The following is a 19,929-nucleotide window of genomic DNA, read 5'->3' on the forward strand; positions in this document are numbered from 1 at the left end:
TTTCGGTTCACGCGAAAGTGCGAGGGCGCGAAGATTTTTGTTCGCGCGGAGGCGCGGAGACGCGGAGGTGTTGGACCAGGCCGCTAGGCCAAACCATCCCAACGCCCGCCTTATAGTCTCCCGCTTCCGCGCGCAGGCAAAACCCCTCTGCGTCCTTCGCGCCTCGGTGTGAACCCAATAATCTCCGCGCCTCCGCGTCTCCGCGCGAACAAAAACCTTTGGGCCCTCGCGGTTTTGCGTGAACAATCAGCAGCAGCGCCCGCCATTCTTGCCACCATAGCGCGCCTGTTGCCGCTCGCGGAAGAAGGTCACCTCGTCCATCGGCTCCCGGTCGGGATGTTTCGCCGCCATATGCGCGACATAGGCGTCATAGCTCGGCATCCCGACCATGGCGTTGCCGATCTGGCGCAGGCGGGCCAGCCAGCTCATTCGGCCGCCACCAGTTCGGGCGGGACTTCGGTGACGCTCGGCCGGTCGATGCGACGCGCGATCAGGCAGGTGCGTACCGCATAGACAAGGATCGCCAGCACGACGCCCAGGAAGATCACGCAAAGCCCCGCGTCGATCCGGTCGTTGAACACGATCCGCCCCATCTCCGCCATGGTCTTGGCGGGGGGGAGGACCTGCCCGGATGCCGCCGCACCGGCGAACTTGTCGGCATGGGCGAGGAAGCCGACGCGCGGATCGGCGGAGAAGATCTTCAACCACCCGGCAGTCAGCGTGCAGGCGAGCAGCCAGACGGTCGGGATCACCGTGATCCAGGCATAGCGGTCCTTCTTCATGCGGAACAGCACGACCGTCGCCAGCATCAGCGCCACGGCGGCCAGCATCTGGTTGGAGATGCCGAACAGCGGCCACAGCGTGTTCACCCCGCCCAGCGGATCGGTGACGCCCTGATAGAGGAAGAAGCCCCAGGCCGCGACGCACAGGCCGGTCGCGATCAGCCCGGGCGCGACCTTGCTCGATCCCCGGAAGCTGGGGACGACCAGCCCGATCAGGTCCTGGAGCATGAAGCGGCCCGCACGGGTGCCCGCATCGACCGCCGTCAGGATGAACAGCGCCTCGAACAGGATGGCGAAGTGATACCAGAAGGCCTTCATCGCCTGTCCGCCGAACAGGTGGCTGAAGATTTCCGCCATCGCCACCGCCAGCGTCGGCGCCCCGCCCGCGCGGGAGATGATCGTATGCTCGCCCACGTCCCTGGCCACCTGCGCCAGCGTGTCGGCCGAGATGGGGAAGCCCATCGCGGTGACGGCGGCGGCGGCGCTCGCGGGATCGGTGCCCAGCACGGCGGCGGGCGCGTTCATCGCGAAATACACGCCCGGATCGAGGATCGAGGCCGCGACCAGCGCCATGATCGCCACCGCGCTTTCCATCAGCATCGCGCCGTAACCGATAAAGGGTGCGTCCTTTTCGCTGGCGATCAGCTTGGGCGTGGTGCCGCTGGCGATCAGGGCGTGGAACCCCGACACCGCGCCGCACGCGATGGTGATGAACAGGAAGGGGAAGAGCGGCCCCGCCCAGACCGGCCCGCTGCCGTCGATGAACCTGGTGAGGGCGGGCATCTTCAGCGGCGGCGCCATGATGACGATGCCGATGGCCAGCGCGACGATCGCGCCGATCTTGAGGAAGGTCGACAGATAGTCGCGCGGCGCGAGCAACAGCCAGACCGGCAGGACCGAGGCGACCGCGCCGTATCCGATCAGCAGGAAGCAGAGCTGCACCGGCGTGAAGGTGAACAGCGGCGCGAGGACGGCGGACTGCGCGACCGACTGGCCGTATATGATCGCGAGGATCAGGCCGATGAAGCCGATGATCGAGACCTCGCCGATCTTCCCCGGCCGGACCCAGCGGGTATAGCCGCCCATCAGCATGGCGAGCGGCACGGTGGCCGCCACGGTGAACAGGCCCCAGGGGCTCTCGGCCAGTGCCCGCACCACGATCAGCGCGAGGACCGCCAGGATGATGACCATGATCATGAAGGCGCCGAACAGCGCGATAGTGCCCGCCACGGGGCCCATCTCCATGCGGATCAGCTCGCCCAGCGAGCGCCCGTCGCGCCGCATCGACAGGAACAGGACCAGGAAATCCTGTACCGCGCCCGCCAGCACCACGCCCGCCAAGATCCACAGCGTGCCGGGCAGATAGCCCATCTGCGCCGCCAGCACCGGCCCGACCAGCGGCCCCGCGCCCGCGATCGCGGCGAAGTGATGACCGAACAGCACCGTCCGGTCGGTCGCGACATAATCCAGCCCGTCGGCTCTGCGGATCGCCGGGGTGGGGCGGCCGGGGTCGATGCCGATCACCTTGGCGATGAACAGCGCATAATAGCGATAGGCGATTAGATAGACCGAGACGGCGGCGGCCACGATCCACAGCGCGTTGACGGGCTCGCCCCGCACCGTGGCGACGACGCCCAGGGCGCCGGCTCCGACGATCGCCAGCGCGATCCATGGGAGGTGTTTCGTCATGCCCCGGCCATCCTCTTTTCCCGTTCTGGCTAAGCCTTCTAATCGGGCGGGAAAACTCTGCCAGCCCCGAAAGCGGCCAAAATCCGCATTGCCCGTGCGCGTCGGCATGTCACACTCCGCACAAAGCTTTGGGAGAGAGAAGAATGCGCAGGACGGTCATGCTGCTGGCACTGGGCGCGTCGCTGATCGCGTGGACGCCGGTCGCCGCGCGATCGGCACCGCCTCCGCCGGGCGCGTCCGAGTGCCGCTTGCCGCCGGGATGGGATCAGATCGCGGCGCGCGGCGCACGCGTCGTGGTATTCGGTGAAGTGCACGGCACGCGCGAGTCGCCGGCCTTTGTCGGAGATCTGGCTTGCGCCCTGGCGGTCAAGGGCGAACGGGTGCTCGTCGCGGTCGAGCATTTCTCGGTGGCCGATGCCGATTATCAGAAGGCCTGGTCGCTGCCCGACGCTGCCTTCGTTCCCGCCCTGACCGGATCGGGCTGGGCCGGGCGGGAGGATGGTGTCGCCAGCGAGGCGATGCTGGCGATGCTGGTACGGCTTCATCGGCTCGCGCAGGCAGGGCGCAAGATCGATATCGTCGCGTTCAGCGGCATCAAGGATGAAGCCCAGGCCCGCGAATTCGCAACGCTGGTCGGACAGGGCCCGCATGACGCGGCCCAGGCGGAGAATATTCGCGAAGCGGCGGCCCGCCGCCCCTACGATCACGTCCTGGTACTGGCGGGGAACACCCATGCCTGCAAGAACCCCGTGACCTATACGGCCCCCGCGTTCGAACCCATGGCGATGCGGTTGGGCAGGTCGGTTTCGCTCGTCGCGTTGAACATGACATCGGCGGGGGGGACGGCTTGGACATGCGAAGCAAAAGCGAGTGGAAACAAGGCCGACGATTCCGAATGCGCGGCGCATCCACTGGGCAAGGCCGCCGATCTGAATCGTGCGCCATTCATCGCCCTCGGTGCTCTGCCGGGCGGACAGCCCGATCCGGACTATGACGGCGTGTACTGGCTCGGTCCGGTCACCGCATCGCCACCCGCCGTTCCGGATCAAAGCCCGAAGCGGAATCCGTAACCCAACCCCAAGGTCGCCTGCATCCGCTGCCCCCGTTCGCGGATCAGTGGCGAGTCGGCGGCGGGTCCGCCCAGCCGCTCCAGGCTGGTGAACAGGGTGAGCGCGCTGCGCCGGTTCAGCGGGCGGACGACATTGCCGCCCAGACCATAGGACAGGATCCCGCCGTCCGGCCGGTATGACGCAAGGCCGGTCCGCGCCGACTGGGCAGGGGTGATGCCGAAATAGGTCCGCATGAAATTGCCGCTGGTCAGCGTCATGCGCGGCCCCACGCCGACGATCGCACGGCCGATCCGGGCGCGATAGGCGGCCGACAGGTCGGCGACCACGCCGTCATGTCCGCCGAACCCCTGTCGCACCTCCGCGCGGGCACGCCACGCGCGGCGCTGGCCGAACGACTTCTCGACGAAGCCGCCGACCTCGCCCGCCGCCTTGATATTGCCCATGCCCGCCAGCGCGTCGCTGCCCCCCGCGATGAGAAAGGGCGAGCCGCCATTGCGTTCGTCGCGGCCGAACCGGATCTTGGCGAGCGGCCCCACGCGCCAGCCGTCGCGATTGACGGCGTTCCACCCGATCCCGTCGGGGACCGAGGCGAATATCGTGTCGCCATAATTCACGCGCAGGTCGGGAAACAGCGACAGCGCCATCTGCCGCGATCCCTGCCATGCGGGGCCCAGCACCGGGGCGGCCCCGATGGTGATGCTCCATCCGGCAGCGGCGGGGGGTGCCGCGCCAGCGATGCCGGGGGGCGGGCCGCTCTGGCGCACCTCCTGCGCATCGGCCGGACAGGCGAGCAGCGCGACGATCCCAAGCCCTATGACACGCATCGTTCATCTCCCTGTCATTCGGGATAGGCCTGGACCCGGGTCGCCGCAACCGCAACGCCTTCGTAAACTTAGCGCTTGCCCCGCCGCGCCGTCCGGGGTGAAAGGCGGGGCATGGCCCATAACTCTTCCCCGCTCGTCGTCGGCATCGGCGGCACGATCGGCAGCGTTTCCTCGACCGAGCGCGCGCTCCGGACCGCCATGACGGCGGCGGCGGACGAAGGGTTCCGCACCCATGTCTTCGGCGGTGAGGATCTGGCGCGCCTGCCGCTCTACAATCCGCGCGCCGTGGTGCGGACGGAGGCGGAGCGATTGTTCGTCGATACGGTGCGTAAGGCGTCGGCGATCATCATTGCGAGCCCGGGCTATCATGGCAGCATTTCAGGACTGGTGAAGAACGCGCTCGATCTGCTGGAGGAAACGGCGAAGGATGCGCGACCCTATTTCGCCGATCTGCCGGTCGGGCTGATCGCGACGGCCTATGGCTGGCAGGCGACGGGATCGACCATCGCCGCGTTGCGCTCGATCGTCCACGCGCTGCGCGGCTGGCCGACACCCTTCGCGGCGGCGGTCAACACGCAACAGACGCGCTTCGACGCGGAAGGGCGGATCAGCGATACCGTGGTCGAAGGGCAGCTGCGGCTGGTCGGCCAGCAGGTCGCCCGCTTCGCCCCGCTGGCCGGGACGATCCGCGCGTCGCATTGAGGGGCGTGCTTCCTGCCCTCGCCCCCGTCCAGGGGAGAGGGAGGACAGGGGGTCGAAGAACTTAGCCCAACCGCTCCATCACCAGCGCGGCGATCTCGTCCGCGATCTCGGCCGGATCGCGCAGCGCCCCGTGCGCCACGGTCGACACCGTCGTCCATTCGCCCAGCATCGCGCCGTCGGCCATCACCGCGTAATTGGCCCGCACGCGCGCCTGGAGGCCCAGGTCCGCCTCATAGGCGTCATAGGTGTCGTCGGTGTAGCTCCGCTTGCGCTTGCGGGCGATCAGGTCGCGCGCCACGTCGAGCGGCGTGTCGAGATAGACCGACAGATGCGGCGCGGGCAGGCGGAACTGGACCGTCTCCAGCTGCTCGATCCACTGCAGCAGCGCGGGTGCCTGCTCGGGCGAAACCTGCGCCGCCTGATAGGCCATGTTGGACGCGATGTAGCGGTCGAAGACGATGACGTCGTGCGACTCCGCCAGCGCGACCAGATGCGGGCGCGATTCGAAGCGATCGAGCGCGTAGAGCGTCGCCGCCGTTTCGGGCGCGGCGGCATGGGGCAGGCGACCCGCCAGATACTCGCCCAGCGCCCAGCCGCCGATCGTGTCGCCATAGCGCGGGAAGGACAGCGCGGCGGCCGAACGTCCGGCGGCGTTCAGCCGTTCGGTCACCGCCGCCGTCGCCGTCGCCTTGCCCGCGCCGTCCGCGCCTTCGATCGCCAGGAGAAATGCCATGTCAGCCGCGCAGCTGTTCGTGGTGGCGGATGACCTCATCGATGATGAAGCGCAGGAATTTCTCAGAGAATTCCGGGTCGAGCTGCGCGTCCGATGCCAATTGGCGAAGGCGTGCGATCTGCGCTTCCTCGCGGCCGGGATCGGCGGGGGGCAGGGCGTTCTCGGCCTTGTGCCGCCCGACCGCCTGGGTGATCTTGAACCGTTCGGCCAGCATGAAGACCAGCGCGGCGTCGATATTGTCGATCGACTGGCGATAGCCGGTCAGCACGGTGTCGGACATGATCGGTACGTCTCCCTCTGGCGCGCGCGTGCCGCGCACGAATTCGCGCGTGCCCTTTCGCGCTTAGGCTTGCGTTCGGCAAGCGTTGTCGCCAGAGGCTCTTACCTGCCCATGACCGTAACCGCCACCCGCCTCGCCAAGCCCGCGCCCTCGCTGGACCCGATGATCCGGCTGGTGGCCGACGACATGAACGCCGTGAACCAGGTGATCGTCGACCGGATGCGGTCGGAGATCCCGCTGATCCCGCAACTCGCCGGGCATCTGATCGCCGGCGGCGGCAAGCGGATGCGCCCGATGCTGACGCTCGCGAGCGCGCAACTGCTGGGCTACCGGGGCACCAGTCACCACGTCCTGGCGGCGGCGGTGGAGTTCATCCATACCGCGACGCTGCTCCACGACGACGTCGTCGACGGCTCCGACCTGCGGCGCGGGCGGCGGACCGCCAACATCATCTGGGGCAACCCGGCGAGCGTGCTGGTCGGCGACTTCCTGTTCAGCCGCTCGTTCCAGCTCATGGTCGATGCGGGCAGCCTGAAGGTGCTGAACATCCTGTCGGGCGCGTCGGCGGTGATCGCCGAGGGCGAGGTGAACCAGCTGACAGCCGTGCGGCAGGTCGGGCTGGCCGAGGAACGCTATCTGTCGATCATCGACGCCAAGACCGCCGCGCTCTTCGCCGCCGCCTGTCGCATCGCCGCCGTGGTGGCGGAGCGGCCCGAGGCGGAGGAACTGGCGCTGGAGGCCTATGGCCGGAACCTGGGCATCGCGTTCCAGCTGATCGACGATGCGATCGACTATGTCTCGGACGCGGGCACCATGGGCAAGGATGCGGGCGACGATTTCCGCGAGGGCAAGATGACCCTGCCGGTGATCCTCGCCTATGCGCGCGGCAACGAGGAAGAACGCGCTTTCTGGAAGGACGCGGTCGAGGGACGGCGCGTGTCCGACGAGGACTTCGCCCACGCCATCGCGCTGGTCCGCAAGAGCCGTGCGGTCGACGACACCATGGCGCGCGCACGGCATTATGGCGGGCTGGCGATCGAGGCGATCCGGGGCTTCGCGGATGGTCCGGCAAAGAGCGCGATGATCGAAGCGGTCGAGTTCGCGGTCGCGCGGGCGTACTGATGTCCGTCTTCTGACCCCGGCCTTTGCCGGGGGCGTGTCGGGGATGGGATATGCCGCGCCCTCGACAAAACGCCGTTCAGCCTGAACGGACGCAGGAATTGACCCGCTGCACGCGAACGAGGCGCCGGTCTTCACCCCGCCCCCCAAAGCCCGTATCGCACGCGCATGACCCTGCCCGTCTCCGCCGTCCTCCCAGACCTGCTGGCCGCGCTTGCCGACGCCCCCAACGCCGTCCTCGTCGCCCCGCCCGGCGCGGGCAAGACCACGGCGGTCGCCCCCGCATTGCTCCACCAGCCCTGGTGCACCGGCGAGGTCCTGCTCCTCTCCCCCCGCCGCCTCGCCGCGCGCGCCGCCGCCGAGCGGATGGCGGCACTAGCCGAGGAGCCGGTCGGTCGCACCTTCGGCTATGCCACGCGCATGGACACGAAGGTCGGCGCACAGACCCGGGTCACCGTGGTGACCGAGGGCATCTTCGTCGCGCGTATCCAGGCCGATCCCGAACTCGCGGGCGTCTCGGCGGTGCTGTTCGACGAGGTGCACGAACGCAGCCTGGACGGCGATTTCGGTCTGGCGCTGGCACTCGATGCGCAAGGCGGATTGCGGCCGGACCTGAGGCTGGTCGCCATGTCGGCGACCCTCGACGGTCGCCGTTTCGCGAAGCTGATGGGCGACGCGCCGGTGATCGAGAGTGAGGGGCGAAGCCATCCCCTGACCTTGCGCCATCTCGGCCGGGCCGCCGAGGCCCGGATCGAGGATTCGGTCGCCGCCGCCGTTCGCCGCGCACTGGCGGAGGAGGCGGAGGGCGATATCCTCGCCTTCCTGCCCGGCACCGCCGAGATCGCGCGCACGGCCGAGCGGCTGGCGAACCTGCCCGCCGGAATCGCGATCCACGAACTCCATGGCTCGCTTGACCCGGCGGCGCAGCGGGCCGCGATCCGGCGCGATCCCGATGGGCGACGGCGAATCGTGCTCGCCACCTCGATCGCGGAAACGAGCCTGACGCTCGACGGCGTGCGGATCGTGGTCGACTCCGGCCTCGCGCGCCGTCCCCGTTACGACCGCGCGGCGGGCATGACCCGGCTGGTCACGGAGCGCGCCAGCCAGGCCGCCGTCATCCAGAGGGCGGGCCGCGCCGCGCGTCAGGCACCGGGCGTCGCCTATCGCCTGTGGGAAGAGGCGGCGACGGCGGGCCTGCCGCGTTTCGATCCGCCCGAAATCCTGGAGGCCGACCTGTCGGCGCTGCTGCTCGGCACGGGGCTATGGGGCGTCGGCGATCCGCGTGCGCTCCCCTGGCTCGACCCGCCGCCCGAGGCCGCCATTGCCGAGGCCCGCGCGCGCCTCATCGTGCTGGAGGCACTGGACGAGAGCGGTCGCCCGACCGCGCATGGCAAGGCTATCGCACGGCTGCCCATGCCGCCGCGCCTGGCGCATATGCTGATCCGCAGCGGTGAGCGGGGGCTGGCATCCACCGCTGCCGAGGTCGCCGTGCTGCTGGGCGAGCGGGGCATTGGCGGGCAGGATGTCGATCTGGAACAGCGCCTGCGCCGCTGGCGGACCGAGCGTGGCCCCAAGGCCGAGGCGGCGCGCCAGATGGCGAAGCGCTGGGCTTCGCTTGCACCCAGGCCGGTCGTGCAGGAGGCCTGGGACCATCCGGTGGGCGTGTGCCTGGCGCTGGCCTATCCCGACCGGGTCGCGCGGCGACGCGATCCGACCGGCGAGAATTGGGCGAGCGTCGGGGGGAGGGGCTTCCGGCTCGATCCCGCCTCCGCGCTGGCGGGTTCGGAATGGCTGGCGGTGGGCGAGACCCAGGGGGCCGCCTCGGGCGCGCGGATACTGTCCGCCGCCCCGCTCGACCTCGCCACCGTGGAAGCACTGTTCGCGGACCGGATCGAGACGCGACGGACCGTCGCCTTCAATCCAGCGACGGGCGGGGTGGAGGCGTTGCGCGAACGCCGACTCGGCGGCCTTCGCCTGTCGAGCGGTCCCGATTCGGGGGCCTCGGCCGAGTCGATCGCCGATGCGCTGGTGGAGGGGGTGCGGACGAATGGCCTGTCGCTGCTGCCCTGGAGCGACGGGGCGGGGGCGTATCGCGCGCGTGCCGCCTATGCCGGGGTTCCGCTGGACGACGAAACGCTGATCGCGCGGCTGGACGACTGGTTGCCCGCGCTGGTCGCGGGCAAGCGGCGGCTGGATGCCCTCACGCCGGGCGCGCTGACCGAGGCGATTCGCAACCTGATCGACTGGAACGACCAGCGGCGGATCGACTCGGTCGCGCCGTCGCATTTCACCAGCCCGGCGGGCAGCAGCCACGCGATCGATTACGGTGCCGAAGGTGGCCCGCGCGTCGAGCTGCGCGTCCAGGCACTGTTCGGGCTGGCGACGCATCCGGTGATCGGCACCGAGCATGTCCCGCTGGTGCTCAGCCTCACCTCGCCCGCCGGTCGGCCGATCCAGACGACACGCGATCTGCCGGGTTTCTGGGCGGGAAGCTGGGCGGCGGTCGCCAGGGAAATGCGCGGCCGCTACCCCCGCCATCCCTGGCCCGACGCGCCTGCGGACGCTTCCGCGACGCTCAGGACGAAAAAGGCGGATGCAAGAGCCGCCGGTTCGCGATAAGGGGCTATGATTATGGCCACTGCTCGCATCTTCCAGCGCCCCAAGAACGCGATGCAATCCGGCAAGTACCGGACCGATCGCTGGCAACTCGAATTCGAACCCTCCGAGGCGAAGAAGCCCGATCCGCTGACCGGCTGGGCCGGCAGCGGCGACACGCGCGAGCAGGTCCGCCTGACCTTCGCGACGTTGGAAGAGGCGATCGCCTATTGCCAGCGCGAGGGGCTCGACCACCACATCGTGCCGACGCCTCAGAAGACGCTGAAGCTGCAAAGCTACGCCGACAATTTCCGGTAAGGGCCGCTTTCGCCCTTCGTGATCGGGACCACCCCGGCGAAGGCCGGGGTCCCGCTTCTTCTCGTTCGCGCGACGTTAATCCTGGACTCTTCGCGCCATCGCGGCTTCGCGTGAAATCAAAAGCCCAGGATGCCACCCCCCAGCAGCAACAGCATCTTGGCATCGACCGCCACGCCCGCCGCGCGGCGCTCGGCGATAAAGGCGGGGACCTCGGACAGCTTCACGCGGTGGACGACGATCTGCTCGTCCGAATCGCCGCCGCCGTCACCGACCTTCACCAGCCCGGTCGCGCGAACCAGCGTGAACCGCTCCGAGGTCATCCCCGGTGACGAACAGAATTCGCCCAGCGCCTCGATCCGTTCGGGGCGGTAGCCGGTTTCCTCCTCCAACTCGCGCGCCGCACCGTCGAGCACCGCCTCACCCTCGGTTTCGTCGCCGATCAACCCGGCGGGCATCTCCAGGCAGGGCGCGCCCAGCGGAATGCGGAACTGCTCGACCAACAGGATATGACCGTCCTCGATCGCCAGGATCACGGCGGCGCGGATGTCGCGCGGACGCTCGGCATATTCCCAGGGCCCTCGCTTGCGCAGGGCGAGGAACCGCCCCTCGGCCAGGGTTTCGAGGGGGGCGTCCATACGGGTATCGGTCATAGCGAAATCGGTCGGTCCGGCAGTTCGTTGGTATCCGCGGCCGTCTTGGGGAAATGCTGGCTGAGCACAAGCCCGATCCGCTCGACCGCCGCGCTGAGCCCTTCGCCGACCCGCGCGTCCGCGACATGCGGCAGCATGACGGCCATCGCCCGGCCCCAGGTCTCGGGCCCGACCTTGCCGGTAAGCCCCGAGTCCGCGACGATTTCGGCCATATGCTCGTCATGCGACAGATAGAGCAGCACGCCGTAACGGCTGTCGGTCCGCCGCTCCGCCGAGACGCGGAACAGCAGCACCGCGCGCGCCCGCACGCGGGCACGGCGGATGCTTTTGGGCACCAGCGCGATGCGGCGGGTCACGGACCCGAGCAGCGCGTAAACCAGGCCGAAGACCAGAATCTGCGCAATCATCACCGCGCCCAGGATCAGGTCCTCGCCTGGCGCGCTCCACGCGTCATGGACCAGCGCGAGCAGCTTCAGTCCCAGATCGGGGAAGAGCGCGGCGAACAGCGGTACGAGCAGCATGGCGGGCGCGGCGAACCACAAGGCGACGTCGCGATACTCGTCCGATCGGGGGGCGACGATGGTGACGATCTCGGCATCCGTGGTCGCCTCGGCCCGCGCGACGGCGGCGGTGACCAGATCGCTGTCGGTGTCGCTCAACATCTCACCAATCCCCCGATGCGCCGCCGCCGCCGCCCGACCCGCCGCCGCCGCCGGTAAAGCCGCCGCCGAACCACGACCCATCACTGCCCCCATCCGAGCCACCCGAGCTCCAGCCGCCACCCGATCCACCGCCGCTGCCCCAGCCAGGGCCCCAGAGAATGATCGGCCAACCGCCGCCGCGACGTCCACCCCCGCCGCCATGATCGTCGTCGTCATCGTCGTGGAAACGTTGGCCCTGCCTGCGGCGCAGGATCGACAGCAGGACGAAGCCGCCGATGAAAATGACCAGTACGATCAGGATCGGAAAGCCGTTCGAGTCACCGCCGCCGCGCCGATGCTGCCGGTCGAACTGCTTGGCGGCCTCGGCCACCTTGGCCTTGGCTTCCTCGGGCGAGGCGCGAAGCTGTGCGATGACCGCATCCGCGCCCGCGTTCAGTGCGCCGGATATGTCGCCCGACTCGCGTAGGCGCGGGAGCATCAGCGTGCGGATCATCTGTGACGACCAGGCGTCGGTCAGGATCGGCTCCAACCCGTAACCGACCTCCAGACGCGGCCCCCGCTGCCCTTTGCCCTCGTTGGGCGCCACGAATAGGATCGCCCCGTTATTCGCGTCCTTCAGCCCGACGCGCCAATAACGGAGTAGCTTGTTGCCGTAATCCTCGATCGGGTAGCCTTGCAGGTCGGGGATGGTTGCGACCACGAACTGGCGGCCGGTATCCTTTTGCAGCGCCTCCAGCTTCTGTTCGAGCTGCGCCTTGGTGGCGGGATCGATCTTGCCCGCCGCATCGACCACCAGCCCGTCGAGCTTGGGGAAGGTCTGCGCCATCACGGGGACGGCGCAGAAGATCAGCCAGAGCCCGAGCAGCGGGCGGAGCAACCGGGTGAACCGGGTCATCGGCGATCGATCAATTGCCGAAATTCACCGTCGGCGCGTTCTCGGCCCCCGGCGTGGTCGCCTGATAGGGGGTCTTGGGCTTGGCGCCGTAGAAGACCTTGGCGCCGATCGCGTCGGGGAAGGTGCGGATGCGGGTGTTATAGGCCTGCACCGCCTTGTTATAATCACCGATCGCGATGTTGATGCGGTTCTCGGTGCCTTCGAGCTGGCTCATGAAGGTCTGGAAATTGTCCTGGCTCTTCAGATTCGGATAGGCCTCGACATTGGCGAGCAGGCGGCCGAGCGAACCGCTGAGCTGCCCTTGCGCCTGCGCGAACTGCTGCATCTTGGCGGGGTCGGACAGGTCCGCGCTGTTCACCTGCACCGACGTCGCCTTGGCGCGCGCGTTGACCACCTCGGTCAGGATCGACTTTTCCGATGCGGCGGCGCCCTTCACGGTCGCCTCGAGGTTGGGGATCAGGTTGGCGCGGCGCTGATAGGCGGCCTGGACGTCGGCCCATTTCGCGTTCACATTTTCCTCCGCCGTGGGCACGCTGTTCATGCCGCAGCCGGACAGGGCGACGGCCATCACGACCGGGGTCAGGGCGAAAACGGGACGACGCATTCGAATATTCCTCCGTCAACTGTATCGGCTATATAAGACGCATCCACGCCTTGGCGAAGGGCTAAAGCGACGATAGCATAAACTTCATCGAATAGAGGGAGTCGGCGATGTTGAAGGAATTTCGTGCGTTCATCGCGCGGGGCAACGTCCTGGACCTGGCGGTGGCGGTCATCATCGGCGCGGCGTTCAGCAAGATCGTGACCTCGCTGACCGACGACGTGCTGATGCCGGTGATCGGAAAGATCTTCGGCGGACTGGATTTCTCGAGCTATTTCCTGCGCATGGGCCCGGTGCCTGCCAATTATACCGGCTCGCTGACCGACTATGCGGCGCTCAAGAAGGCGGGTGTGCCGCTGCTCGGCTATGGCGAGTTCGTGACGCAGGCGGTGAACTTCGTCATCGTCGCCTTCATCATCTTCCTGCTGATCCGCACCGTGAACCGCGCGACGACGATGTTCGAGCGGGACAAGGCGCAGGCCGCCGCAGAGCCCAAGGCCGAACCCGCCGATGTCGCGCTGCTCCGCGAGATCCGCGACGAACTCCGCGAGCGGCGGTCTTGAGCGAACCGATCACAAAAATGGTGTTCCCCGGCAAAGGCCGGGGCGACACGGAGTTGGGTTGAGATAGAGGGTTACGCCGCCGCAAGCTTCTTGGCGGTGGCATCGGCCAGGCTGGTGCCGTCCAGGATCCGCGCCGTCTCGTCACGCACGCGCATCATCGCATGGCGGATCGCGCAGTCGGCCTCGCTCTTGCAGTCGTTGCACGGGCGATAGGCGGTGCGGCTGACGCAGGGAACAAGGGCCAACGGCCCCTCGATCGTGCGGATGATGTCGCCAAGCGAGATGAGGTGCGCCGCGCGGGCCAGGCGATAACCGCCCATCTTGCCGCGCTGGCTGTCGAGCAATTGCGCGCCCTTCAGGTCGGCGAGGATCAGCTCGAGGAACTTGCGCGGCACATTGGCCTCGGTCGCGATTCGCGTCATCGAGGTCGGCGGGCCCGCGACGGGCATCTCCGCCAGGAACAGCATCGCGCGCAGCGCATAACGGGACCGCTGGGTCAACATGGCCGCCTCCATGGACGCAAAATGGGGCGAGCGAAAGGCATTTGCGCAAACGGCTTCGCCTTCCTATATCCGTCCGTGCCGGGTTTCACCCGGCTATGACGATAAACTGCGGCGAGTAATAGACGCAGCGGACCCGGGGGCAGTACCCGGCGGCTCCACCATAAAAGGTGGTGTATCTGGACACCGTTTCTGACGGGGCCGAACCAGGATCGACGTGTGTTGAAAAGCGCTGTTTTCGTTCGGAATGGGACCACCGCAACGGCCCATACACACAAGTGCCAACGATAACGAAGCACTCGCGATTGCGGCGTAATTGAGGGCCTCACGGCCTGACATTACACCAAGATAGCGCGGTCGGACCCCACCGGGCAACAGAAGGGGAATCCAGCGGTACGGGGAGCACCGGGCAACAGAAGCTCCCCACTTCCGGATTTTGATGGGAGCGCCTCACCGGCTGTTACAACTTCCGTTCGCTCAGGCTGAACGGCGGGGAGAATACCCCTACATTCTTTGACCCCGGCGGAGGCCGGGGCCCAGGTTCGACGCAGTGGATGGTGCGCCACACGGTGCCGGGGAGGCAAACCGGGCCACGCCTTCGCAGGTTCGCCGCAACTGGGCCCCGGCCTCCGCCGGGGCGCAAGGAGAAGGCTTACCCCTCCCGCGCCAGCGCCTTCAGCTTGTATAGCGCATCCAGCGCCTCGCGCGGCGACAGGCTGTCGACGTCGAGCTTCTCGACCTCGGCCCGGATCGCGTCGCACTGCTCTTCCTCGATCTGCGCGGCGGCGGCGAACAGGGGCAGGTCGTCCAGACCCGCCGCCAGCCCGCCGGTCTTGGCGCGACCCGCCTCGAGCTTGGCGAGCACCGCCTTGGCCCGTGCCACCGTCGTCGGGGGCATACCCGCCAGCCGCGCCACCGCCAGCCCGTAGGAGCGGTCCGCCGGGCCTTCCGACACCTCGTGCAACAGGACCAGTTCACCCTTCCATTCGCGGGCGCGGACATGGTGGAGCGACAGCGCCTCGCAGCGTTCGGCGAGCCGCGTCAGCTCGTGATAATGGGTCGCGAACAGGCAGCGGCAGCGATTATCCTCATGGATCGCCTCCACCACCGCCCAGGCGATGGCGAGGCCGTCATAGGTCGAGGTGCCTCGTCCGACCTCGTCGAGGATGACGAAGCTGCGCGGGGTCGCCTGTGCCAGGATGGCGGCGGTCTCGACCATCTCGACCATGAAGGTCGAGCGTCCGCGCGCCAGATTGTCCGACGCGCCGACCCGGCTGAACAGCCGGTCGACCAGCCCGATCTTCGCGTGCGTGGCGGGGACGTAGGACCCCGCCTGTGCCAGCACTGCGATCAGCGCGTTCTGGCGCAGGAAGGTCGACTTGCCGCCCATGTTCGGGCCCGTGACCAGCCAGAGCCGCGAGCTTTCCGACAGTTGGCAGTCATTGGCGACGAACCGCTCGCCCGAGCGCGCCACCGCCGCCTCGACCACCGGATGGCGGCCGCCCGTCACTTCGAAACAGGCATGGTCGACCAGTTCGGGCCGGACCCAGCCGCCCTCGACCGCGCGTTCGGCCAGCCCGCTCGCCACGTCCAGTCGTGCGAGCGCGTCCGCCGTCGCCGCGATTCCCTCGCGCGAGGCAAGCGCGGCGGCGGTCAGTTCCTCCAGATGCGCGGCTTCGGCGGCCAGCGCATGGGCCCCGGCTTGCGCGACCTTGCTCGCGACCTCGTGCAGTTCGGGCGTGTTGAAGCGGACCACGCCCGCCAGCGTCTGGCGATGGGTGAAGCCGGAATCGGGCTTCATCAGCGCATCGGCCGCACGCGCAGGCACCTCGACATGATAGCCGAGCACGCCATTGTGGCGAATCTTGAGCGCGGTGATTCCGGTCTTCTGGCGGAACTCGGCCTCCAGCGCGGCGATGGCGCGGCGTCCGCCCGCACCCGCATCGCGCAGATCGTCGAGCGCCACGTCATAGCCCGCTGCGATATAGCCACCCTCGCTCGCCTCGATCGGCGGAGTGGGGACGAGCGCGCGGCGGAGCAGGTCGATCAGCGCGCCGTGCCCGCGCAGGCGCGGGGCCGTGTCGCGCAGCAAAGGCGGCCCATCGGCCAATTGCTCGGACAGCGCCCAGGCGCCGTCGAGCCCGTCGCGCAACTGCCCCAGGTCGCGTGGGGAGCCGCGCCCCGCCGCGATCCGCCCGATCGCGCGTCCGATATCGGGCAGCGCGCGCAGCGCCCCGCGCAACCGCTCACGCAGACCCGTATCGTCATGGAAATGTTGGACCAGGTCGAGCCGCGCCTCGATCGCGTCGCGGTCCATCAACGGCGCGCCGATATCGCCGCCCAGCGCGCGGGCCCCGGCGCCGGTTACCGTCCGGTCGACCGCATCGAGCAGCGAGCCCTTGCGCTGGCCGCTCGCGGTCTGGGTCAGCTCCAGGCTCTCGCGCGTCGCCGCGTCGATCGCCATCGCGCCCGCCGCCTGGCAGAGAACCGGCGGGCGCAGGAAGGGCAGCGCACCCTTGGCCGTATGGTCGAGATAGGCCACGAGGCCCCCGGCCGCCGACAGTCCGGCGCGGCTGAACTGCCCGAACCCGTCCAGCGTCGCAACGCCGTAGAGCCGCTTCAGCCGGTCCTCGCCCTGACCGCTGTCGAAGGTCGCGGAGGGACGCAGCGTCGTCGCCGCGTCGGCGTGCGCGGCATTTTCGGCCGCCACCACCTCGGCCGCCGCCAAGCGCGCGAGTTCGGCACCCAGCGCATCGGGCTTCGCATCGATCACCACGAACCGGCCGGTCGAGATATCGGCGGCGGCCAGTGCTACCGCGCCGCCCGCCTCGCCGATCGCGACGCACCAATTGTCGGTCCGCGCGTCGAGCAACGCTTCCTCGGTCAGGGTGCCCGCCGTCACCACGCGGACGATCCCGCGCGCGACCAGCGCCTTGTAGCCGCCACGCGCCTTGGCCTCCGCCGGCGTCTCGGTCTGCTCGGCAATCGCGACGCGATGACCCGCCTTGATCAGCCGTTGCAGATAGGCCGTCGCGGCATGTACCGGCACGCCGCACATCGGGATCTTCTCGCCGCCATGCTCCCCGCGCGAGGTCAGCGCGATGTCGAGCACGGCCGAGGCGATCTTCGCGTCGTCGAAGAACAGCTCGAAGAAGTCGCCCATGCGATAGAAGAGCAGGCAATCCTCGGCTTCGGCCTTCAGCGTCAGATATTGCGTCATCATCGGGGTCGGGGTGGTCATCGAGGCGTCGGTTCCAGATTCGCAAGTCGTCGAAGGCGGGCTCGGTCGGGCCGATGGCGTCGGACCGGTCGCGTGGCAGGGGGTGGCAGCGCTATAGCGACGCCGCGACCCGCTGGCGAGGCTGGAGGGGCGCCGGGGTATATCGGAGGCCGGAAATGCTGCGACGCAATATCAGCGCCGTGCCGGTCGGCTCTGCCCGCGTGGCGGATAACCGGGCGCGTCGACGGGGTAAAAGTGCCCCGTGACAGGGTTGTCAGCGGGGTCCGAAAGTTTAAAGAGCCGTAGCGTCCTTGTATTCACAGCATCGAAGGCCGCGCGCATGACCGACGAACCCACCGACCAGTTCTCCGAGCGCGAGGCCCTGCTGTTCCATTCCGAGGGACGCCCCGGCAAGATCGAGATCATCGCGTCCAAGCCGATGGCGACGCAGCGCGACCTGGCGCTGGCCTATTCGCCGGGCGTCGCGGTGCCGGTGCTCGCCATCGCCGAAGATCCCGCCACCGCCTATGACTATACCGCAAAGGGCAATCTCGTCGCGGTCATCTCCAACGGCACCGCGATCCTGGGTCTGGGCAATCTCGGCGCGCTGGCGTCCAAGCCGGTGATGGAGGGCAAGGCGGTACTCTTCAAGCGCTTCGCCGATGTCGACTCGATCGATATCGAGCTGAAGACCGAGGATGTCGACCGGATCATCGACGCGATCGAGCTGATGGAGCCGAGCTTCGGCGGCATCAACCTGGAGGACATCAAGGCGCCCGAATGCTTCATCATCGAGCAGACCCTGCGCGAGCGGATGAACATCCCGGTGTTCCATGACGACCAGCACGGCACCGCGATCATCTGCGCGGCGGGGCTCATCAACGCCTGCCTGCTGACCAAGCGGCGGCTGGACGAGATCAAGGTCGTGGTCAACGGCGCGGGCGCGGCGGCGATCGCCTGCACCGAACTGATGAAGGCGATGGGCGTGCGCCACGACAATGTCATCATGTGCGACCGCACGGGCGTGATCTATCAGGGGCGCGACGACATCAACCAGTGGCAGTCGGCGCATGCCGCCGCCACCGACCGTCGCTCGCTGACCGAGGCGCTGCACGGTGCCGACGTGTTCCTGGGGCTGTCGGCGGCGGGCGCGCTGAAGCCCGAGATGGTCAAGGACATGGCGCCCTCGCCGATCATCTTCGCCATGGCCAACCCGGAGCCGGAAATCCGCCCCGAACTCGCCAAGGCGGCACGCCCCGACGCGATCGTCGCGACCGGGCGTTCGGACTATCCGAACCAGGTCAACAACGTCATCGGTTTCCCCTTCATCTTCCGCGGCGCGCTCGACGTGCGGGCGACCGGCATCAATGACGAGATGAAGATCGCCGCCGCCAACGCCATCGCCGAACTGGCGCGCCAGCGCGTGCCCGAGGAAGTGGCGCTGGCTTACGGCACCCAGCACAGCTTCGGCCCGGACTATATCATTCCCGCGCCGTTCGACCCGCGCCTGATGGAGCTGGTCCCCTCGGCGGTGGCCAAGGCGGCGATGGATTCGGGCGTGGCGACGCGGCCGATCCTCGACATGGACGCCTATCGCCAGAAGCTGCGCGCGCGCCTGAACCCGACCACCTCGGTCCTGACGCTCGCCTATGAAGGCGCGCGCGCGCATCCGAAGCGCGTGCTGTTCGCCGAGGGCGAGGAAGAGGTCGTGCTGCGCGCCGCCATCGCCTTCAAGGAAGGCGGCTATGGCACGCCGGTGCTGGTCGGGCGCGACGACGTCTATGATCGCCTCAAGGCGCTGGGCGTCACCAACCCGCAGGAATATGAAGTCCATAACAGCCGCACCTCCGAGATGGTGCCGCAGATGGTCGACTTCCTGTACCAGCGGCTCCAGCGGCGCGGCTACCTGAAGCGCGATGCCGAGCGGCTCATCAACCAGGACCGCAACATCTTCGGTTCGGTGATGCTGCAACTAGGCCAGGCCGATGCGATGATCACCGGTATCACCCGCACCTATGCGCAGAGCTTCCGCGAGATCCGCCGGGTGATCGATCCCGTCGACGGCAAGGTGCCGTTCGGCATCCACCTGCTCGTCGGGCAGAGCCACACGGTGTTCATCGCGGATACCACGGTCAACGAGCGTCCTTCGGCCGAGGAACTGGCCGACATCGCCGAGCGCACGGCGGCGGTCGCGCGGCGGATGGGGCATGAACCCCGCGTCGCCTTCCTGTCCTATTCGACCTTCGGCAATCCCGAAGGCCAGTGGATCGACAATATCCGCGACGGCGTGGCGGTGCTCGACAAGCGCCAGGTCGGTTTCGAATATGAGGGCGACATGGCTCCCGACGTCGCGCTCAACCCCAAACAGATGGCGAACTTTCCGTTCTCGCGCCTGTCGGGTCCGGCCAATGTCCTCATCATGCCGGGGCTCCAGTCGGCGAACATTTCCGCCAAGCTGCTGCGCGAACTGGGCGGCGACAGCATGATCGGCCCGATGCTGATCGGCATGGAAAAGCCGGTGCAGATCGCGCCGATGACCTCGACCGCAGGGGATCTGGTCACGCTGGCGGTGCTGGCGGCGGGCGGCATCGCGCGCTGATCATCGCTTGAGGCTGGTAGTGGGGGCCGGGCGACGCAAGGTTGCCCGGCCCCTTCCTATTCCTCCCCAAGCTGTGCCCGGGGAGGGGGGCCGCCGCGAAGCGGTGGTGGAGGGGGCCTCCACGTAA

At 68.3% G+C, this 19,929-nt stretch carries 18 protein-coding genes and 1 other RNA gene; 8 read left to right on the top strand and 11 right to left on the bottom strand.

Going from position 1 to position 19,929, the window contains the following annotated elements; all coding sequences use genetic code 11:
• Window positions 1–246 precede the first annotated feature (246 nt).
• Window positions 247–429: a YbdD/YjiX family protein gene (locus LRP66_RS13285; protein WP_061779329.1), complete on the bottom strand. Its 183-nt coding sequence runs from the start codon at window positions 427–429 to the stop codon at window positions 247–249.
• Window positions 426–2,471: a carbon starvation CstA family protein gene (locus LRP66_RS13290; protein WP_230483081.1), complete on the bottom strand. Its 2,046-nt coding sequence runs from the start codon at window positions 2,469–2,471 to the stop codon at window positions 426–428. Before LRP66_RS13290 ends, LRP66_RS13285 begins: the two co-directional genes overlap by 4 nt.
• Before the next feature lie 143 nt (window positions 2,472–2,614).
• Here LRP66_RS13290 and LRP66_RS13295 point away from each other — a divergent pair, with 143 nt between their 5' ends.
• Window positions 2,615–3,541 carry a hypothetical protein gene (locus LRP66_RS13295; RefSeq protein ID WP_230483082.1) on the top strand — a complete coding sequence of 309 codons (927 nt, stop codon included), beginning with the start codon at window positions 2,615–2,617 and terminating at the stop codon, window positions 3,539–3,541.
• On the opposite strand, the gene LRP66_RS13300 is transcribed toward LRP66_RS13295, so the two are convergent.
• Complete coding sequence (locus LRP66_RS13300; protein WP_230483083.1) at window positions 3,517–4,365, bottom strand: MipA/OmpV family protein; 849 nt, start codon at window positions 4,363–4,365, stop codon at window positions 3,517–3,519. The two genes, LRP66_RS13295 and LRP66_RS13300, sit on opposite strands and share 25 nt — an antisense overlap.
• Window positions 4,366–4,476: 111 nt before the next feature.
• On the opposite strand from LRP66_RS13300, the gene LRP66_RS13305 reads away from it, so the two are divergent.
• Window positions 4,477–5,067, top strand: a complete 591-nt coding sequence (locus tag LRP66_RS13305; RefSeq protein ID WP_230483084.1) for an NADPH-dependent FMN reductase — start codon at window positions 4,477–4,479, stop codon at window positions 5,065–5,067.
• A gap of 61 nt (window positions 5,068–5,128) precedes the next feature.
• Here LRP66_RS13305 and LRP66_RS13310 read toward each other — a convergent pair whose 3' ends face one another.
• Window positions 5,129–5,800, bottom strand: a complete 672-nt coding sequence (locus LRP66_RS13310; RefSeq protein WP_230483085.1) for a thymidylate kinase — start codon at window positions 5,798–5,800, stop codon at window positions 5,129–5,131.
• 1 nt (window position 5,801) lies between these two features.
• Window positions 5,802–6,080: a chorismate mutase gene (locus tag LRP66_RS13315; RefSeq protein ID WP_230483086.1), complete on the bottom strand. Its 279-nt coding sequence runs from the start codon at window positions 6,078–6,080 to the stop codon at window positions 5,802–5,804.
• Window positions 6,081–6,191: 111 nt separating this feature from the next.
• On the opposite strand from LRP66_RS13315, the gene LRP66_RS13320 reads away from it, so the two are divergent.
• The 3 genes from LRP66_RS13320 (at window position 6,192) to LRP66_RS13330 (ending at window position 10,112) form a co-directional block, all read left to right on the top strand.
• The gene (locus tag LRP66_RS13320; protein WP_230483087.1) at window positions 6,192–7,202 is read left to right on the top strand and encodes a polyprenyl synthetase family protein; all 1,011 of its coding nucleotides are present in this window, start codon (window positions 6,192–6,194) and stop codon (window positions 7,200–7,202) included.
• Between the two features lie 165 nt (window positions 7,203–7,367).
• Window positions 7,368–9,818, top strand: a complete 2,451-nt coding sequence (hrpB, locus tag LRP66_RS13325) for an ATP-dependent helicase HrpB (protein ID WP_230483088.1) — start codon at window positions 7,368–7,370, stop codon at window positions 9,816–9,818.
• Between the two features lie 12 nt (window positions 9,819–9,830).
• Window positions 9,831–10,112, top strand: a complete 282-nt coding sequence (locus LRP66_RS13330; protein WP_230483089.1) for an ETC complex I subunit — start codon at window positions 9,831–9,833, stop codon at window positions 10,110–10,112.
• A gap of 116 nt (window positions 10,113–10,228) precedes the next feature.
• Here LRP66_RS13330 and LRP66_RS13335 read toward each other — a convergent pair whose 3' ends face one another.
• Genes LRP66_RS13335 through LRP66_RS13350 form a run of 4 tightly spaced genes read right to left on the bottom strand, consistent with a single transcriptional unit; the run spans window position 10,229 to window position 12,923 of the window.
• Window positions 10,229–10,762, bottom strand: a complete 534-nt coding sequence (locus tag LRP66_RS13335) for an NUDIX hydrolase (RefSeq protein ID WP_230483090.1) — start codon at window positions 10,760–10,762, stop codon at window positions 10,229–10,231.
• Window positions 10,759–11,505, bottom strand: coding sequence for a TPM domain-containing protein (locus LRP66_RS13340; protein ID WP_230483091.1), 747 nt, complete (start codon window positions 11,503–11,505; stop codon window positions 10,759–10,761). The genes LRP66_RS13335 and LRP66_RS13340 overlap by 4 nt, the downstream gene beginning before the upstream one ends.
• Window positions 11,426–12,319, bottom strand: a complete 894-nt coding sequence (locus tag LRP66_RS13345) for a TPM domain-containing protein (protein ID WP_230483092.1) — start codon at window positions 12,317–12,319, stop codon at window positions 11,426–11,428. The genes LRP66_RS13340 and LRP66_RS13345 overlap by 80 nt, the downstream gene beginning before the upstream one ends.
• Before the next feature lie 10 nt (window positions 12,320–12,329).
• Window positions 12,330–12,923 carry a LemA family protein gene (locus tag LRP66_RS13350; RefSeq protein ID WP_230483093.1) on the bottom strand — a complete coding sequence of 198 codons (594 nt, stop codon included), beginning with the start codon at window positions 12,921–12,923 and terminating at the stop codon, window positions 12,330–12,332.
• A gap of 107 nt (window positions 12,924–13,030) precedes the next feature.
• Here LRP66_RS13350 and mscL point away from each other — a divergent pair, with 107 nt between their 5' ends.
• Window positions 13,031–13,483: a large conductance mechanosensitive channel protein MscL gene (gene mscL, locus LRP66_RS13355; protein ID WP_230483094.1), complete on the top strand. Its 453-nt coding sequence runs from the start codon at window positions 13,031–13,033 to the stop codon at window positions 13,481–13,483.
• Window positions 13,484–13,554: 71 nt separating this feature from the next.
• Here mscL and LRP66_RS13360 read toward each other — a convergent pair whose 3' ends face one another.
• Window positions 13,555–13,986, bottom strand: a complete 432-nt coding sequence (locus LRP66_RS13360) for an RrF2 family transcriptional regulator (protein WP_230483095.1) — start codon at window positions 13,984–13,986, stop codon at window positions 13,555–13,557.
• Between the two features lie 37 nt (window positions 13,987–14,023).
• Here LRP66_RS13360 and ssrA point away from each other — a divergent pair.
• Window positions 14,024–14,373: a transfer-messenger RNA gene (ssrA, locus tag LRP66_RS13365) on the top strand.
• A 262-nt stretch (window positions 14,374–14,635) separates the two neighbouring features.
• On the opposite strand, the gene mutS is transcribed toward ssrA, so the two are convergent.
• Window positions 14,636–17,206 (bottom strand): DNA mismatch repair protein MutS, encoded by a 2,571-nt coding sequence (gene mutS, locus LRP66_RS13370; protein WP_230483104.1) that lies wholly within the window; start codon window positions 17,204–17,206, stop codon window positions 14,636–14,638.
• 337 nt (window positions 17,207–17,543) lie between these two features.
• On the opposite strand from mutS, the gene LRP66_RS13375 reads away from it, so the two are divergent.
• Complete coding sequence (locus tag LRP66_RS13375; protein ID WP_230483096.1) at window positions 17,544–19,802, top strand: NADP-dependent malic enzyme; 2,259 nt, start codon at window positions 17,544–17,546, stop codon at window positions 19,800–19,802.
• Window positions 19,803–19,929: the final 127 nt, after the last annotated feature.

The sequence above is a fragment of the Sphingomonas sp. Leaf21 genome (genome assembly GCF_916858675.1).
Classification (GTDB): Bacteria; Pseudomonadota; Alphaproteobacteria; order Sphingomonadales; family Sphingomonadaceae; genus Sphingomonas.